The following is a 12,796-nucleotide window of genomic DNA, read 5'->3' on the forward strand; positions in this document are numbered from 1 at the left end:
ATGAGTTTTGATGTCACCTACGCGATGGCGCAATTCGCTATCGGTCGCCATACGTTCGATTCGCTTGCGCGTGAACGGGCGCGGGATGCGTTGATCGACTGCATGGGTTGCATGCTGGCGGGCAGCCGGGAAGCGCTCGCCGGGCCACTGCTCGCTACGCTACCGGCGTTCGATGCGTTTCACGCGCAGACGCCGTCCTTGCTCGTCGGCACAAGCCGTTACGCGTCCCCCTCAGACGCGGCGCTTTACAACGGCACGATCGCGCACGCACTCGACTTTGACGATACCAATCACCCCGCGTACGCGCATCCGAGCGCCGTGCTAGTCTCGACGATGCTTGCGCTTGCGCCATTGGTCGATATAAATGGCCGGGACGTGATCGATGCGTATATCGTCGGCTTCGAATGTTTCGGGAAGCTGGGGCGCGCGCTGAATAAGCAGCACTACAAACGTGGGTGGCACACCACGGGTACGTTCGGTGCATTGGCGGCGGTTGCATCGGCGGGGCGATTGCTCGGGCTTAGCGAAGCGCAGATGGTTATGGCATTCGGCATTGCCGCATCGTCGGCAAGCGGGTTGCGCGCCAACTTCGGGAGCATGACCAAGCCGCTGCATGCTGGGCAGGCCGCCCGTAACGGCGTGCTTGCCGCGCTGCTCGCGCGTTCCGGGTTCACCGCAAGCGAGCATTCGCTCGAACACGAACGTGGCTTCCTTGCGGTATTCAACGACGGCATCGGTTTCGACGCGAAGCCGCTATGTGAAATGGGCATCGTGCCGGAAATCCTCACTGAACACGGCCTCGCACTCAAACCCTATGCCGCATGTGGGGCGACGCATCCAGGCATCGAGGCGGCAGAGCAACTGCACCGGATTCTCGAAGGACGCGCGATCCGCTCGGTTCGCGTCGGTGTCTGCGATATGGCTTTCTCGCCACTGATTCATGTGATGCCGGATTCGGCACTGGAAGCGAAATTCAGCTTGCATTTCTGTGTGGCCGTCGCGCTGCTTTACGGCGACGTGAGGCTTTCCACGTTCAGCGACGCGAACGTGAACGATCCGCGGATAAGGGCGCTGATTCCGAACGTGACCATGGAACTCGATGACCGATGGAAAGACGACAACGAGTTCGCGACAGAAGTCAGTGTGGAAACCGAAGACGGCGCGCGCCTCACGCGATTCGTGCCGCTTGCGCAGGGAAAGCCCGCACGCTGGTTTTCGCCGGAACGCCTGCGCGGGAAATTCAACGATTGCGCGTCTCGCGCGGCGTCGCAGGATGCGCTCGATCCGCTTTGGGACGTATTACGCCAGATCGACAGCGAGCAACGCTTTAGCGCTGTCGTGCACGCACTGAAGAATCTTCCTCTGCACGCGTGAACCTGCGCGGGCCGCGTCAATGACGCGATACCACGCCGCGAAGTCTGCTAGACCGCCGCAGCGGCGCTTTCGATGACCGATTGAACCAGTGTCGCCGGTGACACAGACATCAGTGATGTGGGTGCCACCGGCGACACTGGCATCAATTCTCCGAGTCGAATGGCTTCGAGCGTCAACAGATCGGCGAAGCGTTGTCCCGACGCCACCGGGAACCGGTCGGGATTGCCCGCAACCGAGATTGACGCTACCGGCGCGCCGGCGCAATCCAGTATCGCGACGCCGAACGAATGGATGCCTGGCGCCACGTCGGCGAGGTTCGCCGAATAGCCCAGATTGAGCGATCGTCCGAGCATATGCTCGAAGCGCTCGATCTGCGCGATTCCCATCTCCGTCATCGCGCGCCGGTTCGCTTCGACGACTATTTCTCGCTCAGCTTCCGGCATCACGATCAGCATCGCGACACCTCCCGCAGACATCAGCAGAGGACGCCGGTAGCCCACCTCGTTCAGCATCCCCAGATGCACTTCCTGATCGACGCGTCCCGCGACGACAAAATCATCGCCGCTGCGCAGGTAGCAGAACGACACGCCACCGCTTAACCGCGCCAGGCGGCGGATGGTCGAGCGTGCCTCATCGAGCAGTGTGGGATATGACATCACCGACAGGCTCAGTTCGACTAGCATCGGACCAGGAAAGTAACGGTGTTTCACCGGATCGCGCCGGACCAGCCGATCAGCTTCGAGCCGGCAGATGATGCGATGCACAGTTGCCTTGTCGAGCTTCGAGCGGCGCGCAAGATCGGTGAGCCCCCAGCCGAATTGCCCGCGCGTGGCGAGGAGTTTGAGGAGAAGAATCGCGCGCTCGATGGCCTGAGTTCCGGTCGGCCTACTGTCGTTTGACTGGTTCGTCATGCTTACCTGCCCGCTGGTTAGACAAAGAGAATCCCATCGACCCGACATGGCAACCGCTGGCTCATGCGAGCGCCCTGTTCATATGGTGAACCTTTCCGCTCCGGGCAGCCTTCGTTCGATAGGCGCGGCGCGAGCCCTCCACTAGAGTAAGTGTGCCCGCCGCGAGAGGCCAGAGGCAATTCGTTTAACTACTGATATTGGATTAAATGACAACCCTACTTGTCGACGATTCTCATCCGGGAATTCGCATCCTTACCTTGAACCGACCCGAACGGCTCAACGCGCTCGACGGTCCTTCGCTCGAAAACCTGCTGGCGACCGTGCGCGAGTGTTCCGCACCGGATCGGGACATACGGGTGATCGTGATCCGTGGCTCGGGCCGGGCGTTTTGCGCCGGTGCCGATTTGAAGTGGCTCAGCAGCGGTGTGCTCGCCGACGCCGCCGCGCATCTCCACTTTCAGGACCGATTGCAGGAGATGTGCGAGACGCTCGAAGCGGCCGATCAGGTCGTGATTGCTGAAGTGCATGGTTTCGCGCTTGCGGGCGGCCTGGAACTAACGTTGTCGTGCGACCTCGTTGTCGCGGCCGAAGACGCACAGATCGGCGACGAGCACATTCGTCGGAATCTTTTGCCGGGCGGCGGTGGTTCGCAGCGCCTGCCGCGAAAGATCGGGCTCGCACGCGGACTGTTTTACCTGTTGACCGGGCGTCGCATGAGCGGACGCGAGGCGGAGCGGCTTGGACTTGTTTCGATCGCGACCCCCACCGGTGCACTCGCTGAAACGACGCTTGAACTTGCCCGCGAACTCGCAAAGACCGATGGGCGTGCGCTGGCTGCGATGAAGCTGCTCGCGCGCCGGGGTCTCGAAGTGCCGCTGAAAGAAGGCCTCTGGATGGAGCGATGGGTCCAGCATCGATACCGGAGTGAATCGGACGCAATGGACAGTGGCGTCGCGCACTTCGCGGCGCACGGCAAGTAAGGCGCGCCCTCGAAAGCGTGACATCGGAAATCGACAGTTGCCTCGCAAGTTGATCGAGGCAAGATAGTAGGAGGCAGGTTTTGAACATCGATCTTAAGCAACGCACCGCGGTGGTGACGGGCGGTGCGTCGAATATCGGACGAGGCATCAGCTTGCAGCTCGCCGATTCCGGCGCGCAGGTCATCATCGTGGACAAGGATGTCGAGCAGGCGCAACTGACTGCGGCACTTCGCCCGGGCAGGATTCGCGTGATGGGCTGCGATCTCAGCGAGGTCGGCGAAGTGCAGGCATTGGGACAACGTCTCGCTAGCGAAGAGCAGGTCGCGATTCTGGTGAACAACGCGGGTTGGGTGCACAGCATCGAGTTTGCACAGAAAGATCTCGCACAAATGGACTTCGAAATTCGCCTGAATCTGCTGGCACCGCTGGTCCTGACGCGCCTGGTGTTGCCCGGGATGCTTGAGCGGCATTTCGGGCGGATAGTGAGCGTCGCGTCAGAGGCCGGGCGCGTGGGGCAGCGCCAGCAGGTTGCCTATTCGGCGGCCAAGGGGGGGGTGCTCGGCATGACACGATCGCTGGCGCACGAGGTGGGGCGCTACGGCGTGACGGTCAACGCGGTGTCGCCCGCAATGACGATTCCGGAAACGGCGGACGAAATCGGTCAGGGTAGCATGCAGCAAAGCCGGAACCGGCCGCCGGAAATGATGGCGAAGATTATCAAGTCATATCCGGTCGGCCGGGTTGGGCATCCGCGCGATATTGCGGGCGCGGTCACTTTCCTTGTCAGCGATGAAGCCGAATTCATTACCGGGCAAACGCTACCGGTCAATGGTGGCTTCGTCACCACCTGAACTGTGTCGATAGGGCCGGACAACTCATTGAGATCATCTTTGAATTCCTGAGGGCATCATGCAAGAACAACCTGAAGTCACTTTTACGTCGTGGGAAACACCGTCCGATTTACCGAATCTCGGCGATGTACTTTACGAGCGCTGCACACGCTCGATCGGTGGGTCGGTGGCGCGAATTTCGATCAACCGGCCGAAGGTGCTCAACGCTTTCACCAACAAGACAATGCGTGATCTGATGATCGCGGTCGAAGTGGCTAACCGCGATCCCGGTGTGGGCGTCGTGGTGCTGCAAGGCGTCGGCGATCGCGCGTTTTCGACGGGCGGCGACGTGAATTGGGAAGGCGAGCGCACGACTGCCGACTGGTTTTTCGACGTGCCGCCGAATCACGTCGTCCGCTTTTCGTCGAAACCCGTGATCGCCGCCGTGCGCGGCTATGCGATTGGTGGCGGCAACCATCTTGCCTATACGTGTGATCTGACAGTGGCGGCGGACAACGCCATATTCGGGCAGATCGGATCTCGCCATGGCAGTCCCGCAGACGGTTATATGGTGCGCTATCTGATTCGGGTGATCGGTGCGAAGCGTGCGCGCGAGATGTGGCTTACGCGGCGTCGGATCGATGCGAAAACAGCACTCGAATGGGGGCTCGTCAATGCAGTCGTGCCACTCGCCGACCACGAACAGGAGGTGTTGAAGTGGTGCAGTTATGTACTCGACGGCAGTCCGACCTGCATTCGCATCCTGAAGGCGGTGTTTGACGTCGAGATCGATGAAATGGCGGGCGACGTACGCCGTCATGCCCATCTGATGTCGCCGAATTTCGTCGAGAGTGACGAAGCGCACGAAGCGCAACGCGCGTTCTTCGAGAAACGTCCGCCGCGTTTCTGGCCTGAACTGCAATAGAGGTCGAGCAGCGCGTCTCGTCGCATGATTGCTTACATGCGACGAGACGCGCCGGGCGCTTTGCGTTGGACCCGAACTGAAAACTGTAGCGACAGGAATAACCGATATGACCGAAACAGATGAAACGATGACGCGCGAAGAGCTGCATTTCCGACGCATCGACATGCGCGGGTGGAAACGCGCCGATGGCCTCTTCGAGATCGAAGGCCGAGTGACCGATCGCAAGCCGCACGAATTCACCTCGCCTGGTGGGACCAAGGTTGTGCCGGCAGGTGCGCCGATTCACGATATGACCGTCAAGCTGGTGATCGATCAGGAAATGTGCGTAGTTGACGTCAGTGCGACGACGCACTCGGCGCCTTACGCGGACTGCGTATCGGCGACAGGTACGTTGCAGGTGCTCAAGGGATTGCGGATCGCCGGTGGTTGGAGCCGGGAAGTGCGTAATCGTTTGGGCGGCGCGCAAAGCTGCACGCATCTGATGGAAATCCTGACTCCGATGGCAACGGCGGCGTATCAATCGCTGACGATGGCTCGATTGGGGAGGCCTGACTCGCTGGACAGCAATGGCAAGCCACTGAAGGTAGATAGCTGCTTTGCGTATGCGAGCAATCGTGGCGTCGTGATGCGCAGATGGCCCGCGTACTACACGGGCGGGAAAAGCACGGAGAGCGACTAGGCTTCAGGCACGTATTCAGCTTTCATTGCCGACGTCGATGAGCACATCCGTGCCTTCGACGACGATCGGGAAGACGCGAACGGGTTGCGTGACGGGCGCACCGTCGGCGTCACCGGTGACGACGTTGAAACGTCCCTGATGCAGGGGGCATTCGATGAATTCGCCGTCCAGATAGCCTTCTGTCAAATAGGCTTTCTGATGCGTGCAGATGTTCGACGTCGCATGAAAGCGGCCGTCGACGTTGTAGATCGCGATCTCGATCCCGTTCAATTCGACGCCCTGGCATTCGCCTGCGGCGATGTCGGCCGTGCAAATGGCTTTGATCCAACCCATATCCTGAACTCCCGAAACTGATTAGCCACACCAGGTGGCGCGTTATGCGGACAAGGAAATTACATTGGGGGCTACGATTACATCAGCAGCGAGGCGGCGCAGATCGAGGGATGTGTCTCGCCAGCGGTCTGCGTCCAGCGTAACGCCGGATTCGATTAACGCCTTGCAGGGGCGCATGTCCTTACCCTGATTCACGAGCGTGGCGCCGGTAAGACGCCCTTCGCGCAGATGCAGCGCGACGAACTTCCGTTCTCCGGGGTCACCACGTAGCACCGTCTGATCAGCGTCCGCAGGCAAGCCGACAATCTGCATGTTCATGCCGTACTGGTCCGTCCAGGACCACGGCACTTCGTCATAGCGCACGTGGTGTCCGACCATATTGGCCGCGACGATCGTTGAGTGTGCTGAAGCGTGCCGCCAGTTTTCGAGCCGCATCCGGCGCCCGTAGCGCGCGTGCCAGAAACTTGCGACGTCGCCGGTCGCGAATACGCCATGTGAGGACGTTCGCCCGAGTTCGTCGACGACGATCGCCCCGTCGGTTTCAATTCCAGCATCGGCCGCGAGTGCGATATCCGGCTGCATACCGATGCCGGCCACCACCAGGTCGGACGCGAATACAGCCGATTCCGTCACGACTTCGACTCGGCCGTTCATTCCGTTGCGCAACGCGATCAGCTGTGCGTTTAGCCGGATGTCGACGCCTTCCTCACGGTGCACATCGGCGACAAACATGCTGACATGCGTGGATACGGCACGGGCCATCAGTCGTTGATCCGACTCGAGGACGATGACCGACCAGCCCATCGTACGGGCTAGCGCGGCAATCTCCAGTCCGATCACGCCGCCGCCGACAATGGTCATATGCCCGGGTTGACGCAAGCGTTCGTGCAAACGCAATGCGTCGTCGAAAGTTCGCAATGTCATTGCGCATTCGGCGCCAGGCACGTTCAACCTGCGTGCGGTGCCGCCGGTTGCGAGCAACAGCGCGTCGTAGCGCACTGGCGTTCCATCAGACAGCGACACACTCGACTCGTCCAGGTTGAGCTGATCCGCGCGTGTGCCGGCCAGTATGTCGATACGCTGCGCCGCGTAATGTGCCGCCGGATGCAGCAGCGGGGGCACACCCACGATTGCCGCTTTCGACAGCAAGGGGCGCTCATACGGCAGATGCGGTTCGTCGCCGATCATCACGATGCGCCCTTCGAAGGCTCGCTTGCGTAGTTCGAGCGCCGCGCTGCAACCGGCATATCCGGTGCCGACAATCACGATTGTCTGGTGGGTCGTCCGACTCATAGGCTCATTTCGCGCCGGTAATAGTCGTAAAACGCACGGATGCCGACTTCGGTGGCCATGGTCACCTGGGTTTCCGTGCCATGTCCGCCCATTTCGACGACGCCGACCGAGCCCGGATAGCCGGCTACCTGGTTCTGCATCTGTTTGAGCAGTTCGCTGTCGTCCATCGATACGAATCCGGACGGCCCGAGCAGGTTCGACTGCTTCAGACGGATGCGTTGCAGATGCTCATCGTCGTCCGCATAGCCGAAGTACGTCCAGATTACTTCCACTTCGCGGGTCGATTTCGGCACGATGCTGCGCATCGCGAGGATGTTGGCATGCTGTTGGACGAATACGCTTGGAAAGACCTGCATCGCGGACATTTCGCCGTCGCCGTACTCGTCGAAGTAACGCACTGTCTCCATGTCGTTCAGTTGCAGATCGCCCCGAAACCGTGTGAGTTCGTTCGTGATGTCCTCGCCTTTGCTCCGATCGCCGGGTACCGCATAGTTGCACGAGTGCTTGCCGCTTTCGGTTGGTGACGTGATGTGTTTCGAATCCGCGCGATACAGCCCGAACGTGATAAAGAACGTATGCAGCAAGGTGCCGTGATACGGATCGCGGGTGTTTTCGAAGTACAGTTTCCAATTTGAAGGAATGAGTTGCCGCGACACCCCGAGCATCCGTAGCGGCCGTCCCGATAGCAGACGGTCCAGCCGTTTGAGCAGTTCCGGACCGCAATAATCGGCGAACTCCGGCACGGTGTTGCTGAACGATGCCCACACCGCGCCGCCGCGTACGGTAACGCGCAGGCGCCTCAAATTGTGTTTGCTCGCGTCAAAGTCTTCGGGCATTCCCCCCGCGCCGTGGACGCCTCGCTTGAGTGGGATGCCCCGCAGTTCGCCTTTGAGGCTGTAATTCCACTGGTGGTAGACGCAGGTGAGGTCTTTCACTTCGCCACTGTTTTTCCAGCAAATTGCGCCGCCGCGATGCGCGCAGCGGTTCTCGACGACGTTGATGCCGTCCTCGTCGCGTACAACGATAACCTGTTTGTCGCCCATCCACGCGCGCTTGAAGCTGCCGACATCGGGGATTTCACACTCGAGTCCAACGAAGCTCCACGTGTCGCCGGAGAAGAATGTGGTCAGCTCCTTGCGGAAGATTTCTTCGTCGGAATAGATCCACGCGGGAACGCGGGTGATACCGCCTTCGGGCCAGGTGCGCGGTGTGGCCGTTGTCGCTTGCATGTTCATCTGTCGCCTCTCAAACGGGAAAAACAAGTGAGTTGAAAATGCGGTAGTTGTCGTACACGCACGAGCGTTCCTTGAACTTCATTCCGTCAGGTCCGGCGACGATCCTATCGACGTATTGCCCGACCAGAAGCACATACGGTTGCATATCGGACACCGATTCGATGACGAGAAATGACCCTGTGGCATGAATCACTTCCGATTCGATCTTCGAAATCCGGACACCGCTCAGAAAGTGGCGGAGGTAGCGGGGTTCATAGACCGTACAGTCTCGTGTTGCTGCGGCACGGTCACGTACCATGCCGATACCTTCACAGTAAATCGTCGCGTGCGACAGGCCGGCGTCGTAGTTTTCGCGTGGGATTACGCGGTACAGGCAATCGTCGGTGAAATAGCCCGGCCATTCTTCGAGATTGCAGCTATCGACGACGGCTGCATAATCCTCGTACAGGGTCGCGATTTCGCGGGTCAGTTCAGGCGGGAAAGGGGAAGGAGTCGGTTTCATTGCGGCGCGGGGAAGTTGGTATCGTCAAGGTGAAGCAGGCTTCGGTCAACCGCCTGCAGGGAAGGAGAGCCCGTAAAAGCCAGTACCCGGTCGATCTCGGTACGTAAGATGTCGAGCGCCAGAAAGGCGCCCGCTTCGCCGTCGACTGCAACACCCCACAGCGGCGCGCGGCCGACAAAAGCGCATTTCGCGCCAATGGCCAGCGCTTTCACGATGTCGCTGCCGCGTTGCAATCCACCGTCGATCATTACGTCCATGCTCGTGCCGACCTTGTCGACGATCTCGGGTAGCACGGCGAACGGCGGTACCGAAGCGTCCAGGTTGCGGCCCCCGTGGTTCGAAACGATGAGCGCATCGGCGCCGCATTCCCGGGCCCGCTGGGCATCATCGGCGCGCAAGATGCCTTTCACGATCAGCGGACCATTCCAGCGTTTGCGCAATTCCTTCAGATCGTCCCAACTAACTGAGTCGTTCTTGAGCGGGCTCGGTGCCTGATCCAGCCGACGCTTCATGCTCTCAGGATAATTCTCCAGCGTCGGAATGCCGGAGTGCAGCATGTAGCGGGCGAACACATTGAAGAGCCAGCGCGGATGGCAGGCGACGTCGAGTGCGTTACTCCGGTTAATGCGCATCGGAAGCGTGAAGCCATTGTGACGGTTGTATTCACGATTCGGTGTGACGGGCGTATCGACGGTGACGATCAGCGCTTCATAGCCAGCGCTGCGCACGCGGTCGACCAGTTCATAGGAGAGCTGCCGATCGGGGAACATGTAAAGCTGGAACCACAGCCGTCCGCCCGCTTCATCGGCGACACGTTCGAGCGAGACGATCGACGCAGTCGACAGCGTGAACGGGATATTCGCTCGTGCCGCCGCGCGTGCGATCTCGATTTCGCCGTCGAACCACAACAGGCCGGCCGCCCCGGTGGGGGCCACCGCAAGCGGCATGTCGGCAGGAATACCGAACAACGAGGTCTTTTGCGTGCGCGCGGATACGTCGACGAGCACGCGAGGCCTGAATCCTACCCGTTCGATGGCGGCGCGCATGCTCCGCAGCGCGTATTCGTTTTCGGTGCCTCGATCGACGAATTCGAAAAGCCCGCGAGGAAGCGCGCGCCGGGCGGCCAGACGTAGATCAGCGATGTTGTACGCCTTGACCGGGGATGTTCGAGGCACTGCCCGGCGCTCAACCGACGTAAAAACTCTTGATTGCGTAGTCGAACTCTCTTGCACGTTGTCTCCAGACTGTGACGGATCCTGTGTCCGGCTTTCGGTTTTAAGTGATGTCTGCGGAGTATAGGCACGCGTTTTCGTCTCACAGGCGGGATCGACATGACTGAGTTCACGATATGAACTCTTGTTGATATCTGGGTGGCGCGGACACGGGTGTGTTCGGGACGATCGGTTCACAATGTGACACGCAGTGCGAATGCGGACCGCTTGCCCGCTTGTTCGGCCAAGTCGCTCAGTGTTCAATGGCGCGGTAGTTAAGACATGCGCGGCTCTCCTCGTCATCCGGGATTCGCGATTCCGTCGCTAACGCAACCAGAACAGGTAGCCTTGAGATGAACATCGACCTGCAGGGGCGTACCGCGCTGATTACTGGCGCGAGCAAAGGGCTGGGTCTTGCGACCGCGCTGCGGCTGGCGGCGAGCGGCGCGCACGTCGCGATCGTCGCTCGCGGGCGTGAGGCACTAGACGAAGCCTACGAGGCGATCAAAGAGAAAGCGGGGCCGCGTCGCGTTGCGGCGCATGTGTGCGACGTGACGCAACCTACCCAGATTGACGCGGCTTTTCACGCAGTACGGGCGCAGCTCGGGCCACTGGACATCCTGATCAATAACGCCGGCGGCCACGCACTGGGCCACTTTCACGACATCACCGACGCGATGTGGTCACACGATATCGATGTCAAACTGATGGCAACCGTGCGAATGACGCGCCTTGTGTGGCCAGACATGATCGAGCGGCGATGGGGCAGGGTGATCAACGTTCTGAATACCTTCGCGAAAGCGCCGGCCGCTGGCACGGCACCAACTGCTGTGACGAGGGCCGCGCAACTGGCGCTGACAAAAATACTTTCGAAGGAAGGCGCGCCGCACAATGTGCTGGCCAATGCGCTGCTTGTGGGACTCATTCAGAGCGACCAGATTCAGCGGCTGCTTGGCCATAACGTGCCGCGCGACGGAGGGGATTTTGCGCAGCAGCAGATCGGCAACCGGCAGATTCCGCTTGGAAGAATTGGTGAGCCGGGGGAGTTCGCCGACATCGCATGCTTTTTAGCATCGGACCACGCTTCGTACATTACGGGGACGGCGATCAACGTCGACGGAGGTATGTCGGCAGTTATCTAGCCGCTCTCGAATGGACAAATTCCAGACCATGCGCGTATTCGTCCGCGTATGCGACACCGGCAGTTTCCGTAGCGCGGCAGAAGAGTTGGGTTTCTCACCAGGCTATGTGTCGCGAGCCGTCTCGCAGCTCGAATCGCATCTGCGCGCGAGGCTGCTAAACCGGACCACTCGCCGCGTCGCCTTGACCGAAGCTGGCGAGCGGTTTCGCCAGCGGTGTGAAGACATCCTGGTGCGCGTCGACGAATCGGAAGCGGAGGCGTCGAATGCGCACGCTGTCGCGCACGGACGCTTGCGCATTCATGCGACGACCAGCTTCGGTCAGCACTACATTGTCCCGGCTATCTCGCGGTATCAGGAGCGTTACCCCGCTGTGTCGATTGAACTGACGCTCGCGCAGCGCGTTCCGGATATGCTGGATGAAGGCTACGACGTGGCGATCGTCATCGCGTCGTCACTACAGGATTCGGGACTCGTCGGTCATCAACTGGGCACGACCTACAGCGTCCTGTGTGCTGCGCCGGACTACGTGGAACGGCTCGGTTTTCCACGTGAGCCCGCCGATCTGGCTCGTTACAATTGCGTCCGTCTGAATTCCACGTTGTTTCCGATGAGTTGCTGGACCCTGTCGGGAGGCGGCATTACCGAACGGGTCACCTTCGAAGGTTCGACTTTTCAGGCCAATACGGCTGAAGCGCTTGCCGCGTGGTTGCGGCGAGGCGGTGGCGTCGCGCCACTTCCGCTTCCATGTGCGTTGCCGGGGTTGCGCGACGGTACTCTGGTGCGTCTGCTGCCCGAATTTCGATTGCAGGAGTTGAATGTCTACGTGCTTTATCCGTCGCGCCAGTATGTCGACGCGAAGATAAAGACCTGGGTCGATCTGCTTCGCGAGGATTTGCCGGCGAGCATGCGCGCCGATGAGGCCGCGGTAACGGCGCTTTCTCAGTCCCTATCTTCCTGATTGATAACCCGGCGTCGAATGGCGACTGGAATGATTCGCAGACTGGCGGAAACTAGTCGACCAGCCAGCAGCTTCTGCAAAACCGTAAGGCGTTGAGGTGGAGATTAAAAGATCCCAAGATATTGTTGCGTGCAGAACCATGTCTCTCAACAGTGTGTGAATACGTTTGTACAGGTTCGTGAAATAGCCTTTTATCTTGGGCACATTGATCGATGTGACCGGCTTGATGACTAGCCAGTGTTTGTGCGATTGACCACATGTTGAGGGGAACATGCGCGGTCGTTGAACGGCGGTGTGTGAGCTGCGCTGTGTTCGAAAACGTTCTAGTCTGGCACCACGCTTTGCCGAAAAGCCGTGCTTATGATCAACGATCGGACGCATGTTTGGTCCTCTGGGCAGATTCGAGAAAGTGGCGGCCGATTG

At 60.1% G+C, this 12,796-nt stretch carries 14 protein-coding genes; 7 read left to right on the plus strand and 7 right to left on the minus strand.

Features of this window, described 5'->3' with window-relative positions; translation table 11 throughout:
* A complete protein-coding gene (locus tag BM438_RS16385) occupies positions 1–1,374 on the plus strand; it encodes an MmgE/PrpD family protein (RefSeq protein ID WP_093635277.1) in 1,374 nt (457 codons plus the stop codon).
* A 47-nt stretch (positions 1,375–1,421) separates the two neighbouring features.
* Here the strand turns inward: BM438_RS16385 and BM438_RS16390 are convergent, their stop codons facing one another.
* Positions 1,422–2,285 (minus strand): IclR family transcriptional regulator, encoded by an 864-nt coding sequence (locus BM438_RS16390; protein ID WP_167378408.1) that lies wholly within the window; start codon positions 2,283–2,285, stop codon positions 1,422–1,424.
* 206 nt (positions 2,286–2,491) lie between these two features.
* Between BM438_RS16390 and BM438_RS16395 the strand changes: the two genes are divergently transcribed.
* From BM438_RS16395 to BM438_RS16410, 4 genes are all read left to right on the plus strand, one after another.
* Positions 2,492–3,265 carry an enoyl-CoA hydratase/isomerase family protein gene (locus BM438_RS16395; protein WP_093635279.1) on the plus strand — a complete coding sequence of 258 codons (774 nt, stop codon included), beginning with the start codon at positions 2,492–2,494 and terminating at the stop codon, positions 3,263–3,265.
* Between the two features lie 80 nt (positions 3,266–3,345).
* Positions 3,346–4,116, plus strand: a complete 771-nt coding sequence (locus BM438_RS16400; protein ID WP_093635280.1) for an SDR family NAD(P)-dependent oxidoreductase — start codon at positions 3,346–3,348, stop codon at positions 4,114–4,116.
* A 58-nt stretch (positions 4,117–4,174) separates the two neighbouring features.
* A complete protein-coding gene (locus tag BM438_RS16405; protein WP_093635281.1) occupies positions 4,175–5,020 on the plus strand; it encodes an enoyl-CoA hydratase-related protein in 846 nt (281 codons plus the stop codon).
* A 106-nt stretch (positions 5,021–5,126) separates the two neighbouring features.
* Positions 5,127–5,699 (plus strand): DUF2889 domain-containing protein, encoded by a 573-nt coding sequence (locus tag BM438_RS16410; RefSeq protein ID WP_093635282.1) that lies wholly within the window; start codon positions 5,127–5,129, stop codon positions 5,697–5,699.
* Between the two features lie 15 nt (positions 5,700–5,714).
* Here BM438_RS16410 and BM438_RS16415 read toward each other — a convergent pair whose 3' ends face one another.
* From BM438_RS16415 to BM438_RS16435, 5 genes are read right to left on the minus strand one after another with little or no spacing between them, the layout of a single operon-like run.
* Positions 5,715–6,032 (minus strand): non-heme iron oxygenase ferredoxin subunit, encoded by a 318-nt coding sequence (locus BM438_RS16415; protein ID WP_093635283.1) that lies wholly within the window; start codon positions 6,030–6,032, stop codon positions 5,715–5,717.
* A 42-nt stretch (positions 6,033–6,074) separates the two neighbouring features.
* Positions 6,075–7,325, minus strand: a complete 1,251-nt coding sequence (locus tag BM438_RS16420) for an NAD(P)/FAD-dependent oxidoreductase (RefSeq protein ID WP_093635284.1) — start codon at positions 7,323–7,325, stop codon at positions 6,075–6,077.
* Entirely contained in the window at positions 7,322–8,554 is a 1,233-nt protein-coding gene (locus BM438_RS16425; RefSeq protein ID WP_244179385.1) for an aromatic ring-hydroxylating oxygenase subunit alpha, read from the minus strand. Before BM438_RS16425 ends, BM438_RS16420 begins: the two co-directional genes overlap by 4 nt.
* Positions 8,555–8,570: 16 nt before the next feature.
* Positions 8,571–9,062: an aromatic-ring-hydroxylating dioxygenase subunit beta gene (locus tag BM438_RS16430; protein ID WP_093635286.1), complete on the minus strand. Its 492-nt coding sequence runs from the start codon at positions 9,060–9,062 to the stop codon at positions 8,571–8,573.
* Positions 9,059–10,237, minus strand: a complete 1,179-nt coding sequence (locus BM438_RS16435; RefSeq protein WP_244179386.1) for an alpha-hydroxy acid oxidase — start codon at positions 10,235–10,237, stop codon at positions 9,059–9,061. The genes BM438_RS16430 and BM438_RS16435 overlap by 4 nt, the downstream gene beginning before the upstream one ends.
* A 389-nt stretch (positions 10,238–10,626) precedes the next feature.
* On the opposite strand from BM438_RS16435, the gene BM438_RS16440 reads away from it, so the two are divergent.
* Entirely contained in the window at positions 10,627–11,415 is a 789-nt protein-coding gene (locus BM438_RS16440) for an SDR family oxidoreductase (RefSeq protein WP_093635288.1), read from the plus strand.
* A gap of 10 nt (positions 11,416–11,425) precedes the next feature.
* Entirely contained in the window at positions 11,426–12,373 is a 948-nt protein-coding gene (locus tag BM438_RS16445) for a LysR family transcriptional regulator (protein ID WP_093635289.1), read from the plus strand.
* Here BM438_RS16445 and BM438_RS44860 read toward each other — a convergent pair.
* A complete protein-coding gene (locus tag BM438_RS44860; protein WP_143131712.1) occupies positions 12,362–12,754 on the minus strand; it encodes a hypothetical protein in 393 nt (130 codons plus the stop codon). The genes BM438_RS16445 and BM438_RS44860 overlap by 12 nt on opposite strands.
* Between the last annotated feature and the right edge of the window lie 42 nt (positions 12,755–12,796).

Origin of the sequence: Paraburkholderia aspalathi (genome assembly GCF_900116445.1) — a bacterium.
Lineage (GTDB): Bacteria > Pseudomonadota > Gammaproteobacteria > Burkholderiales > Burkholderiaceae > Paraburkholderia > Paraburkholderia aspalathi.

Bases quoted from the DNA above. Each gene is read 5' to 3' on its own strand.
- BM438_RS16390 (WP_167378408.1), bottom strand. From the start codon at position 2,285: ATGACGAACCAGTCAAACGACAGTAGGCCGACCGGAACTCAGGCCATC.
- BM438_RS16440 (WP_093635288.1), top strand. From the start codon at position 10,627: ATGAACATCGACCTGCAGGGGCGTACCGCGCTGATTACTGGCGCGAGC.
- BM438_RS16425 (WP_244179385.1), bottom strand. From the start codon at position 8,554: ATGCAAGCGACAACGGCCACACCGCGCACCTGGCCCGAAGGCGGTATC.
- BM438_RS16385 (WP_093635277.1), top strand. From the start codon at position 1: ATGAGTTTTGATGTCACCTACGCGATGGCGCAATTCGCTATCGGTCGC.
- BM438_RS16430 (WP_093635286.1), bottom strand. From the start codon at position 9,062: ATGAAACCGACTCCTTCCCCTTTCCCGCCTGAACTGACCCGCGAAATC.
- BM438_RS16395 (WP_093635279.1), top strand. From the start codon at position 2,492: ATGACAACCCTACTTGTCGACGATTCTCATCCGGGAATTCGCATCCTT.
- BM438_RS16415 (WP_093635283.1), bottom strand. From the start codon at position 6,032: ATGGGTTGGATCAAAGCCATTTGCACGGCCGACATCGCCGCAGGCGAA.
- BM438_RS16445 (WP_093635289.1), top strand. From the start codon at position 11,426: ATGGACAAATTCCAGACCATGCGCGTATTCGTCCGCGTATGCGACACC.
- BM438_RS16410 (WP_093635282.1), top strand. From the start codon at position 5,127: ATGACCGAAACAGATGAAACGATGACGCGCGAAGAGCTGCATTTCCGA.
- BM438_RS44860 (WP_143131712.1), bottom strand. From the start codon at position 12,754: ATGCGTCCGATCGTTGATCATAAGCACGGCTTTTCGGCAAAGCGTGGT.
- BM438_RS16420 (WP_093635284.1), bottom strand. From the start codon at position 7,325: ATGAGTCGGACGACCCACCAGACAATCGTGATTGTCGGCACCGGATAT.
- BM438_RS16405 (WP_093635281.1), top strand. From the start codon at position 4,175: ATGCAAGAACAACCTGAAGTCACTTTTACGTCGTGGGAAACACCGTCC.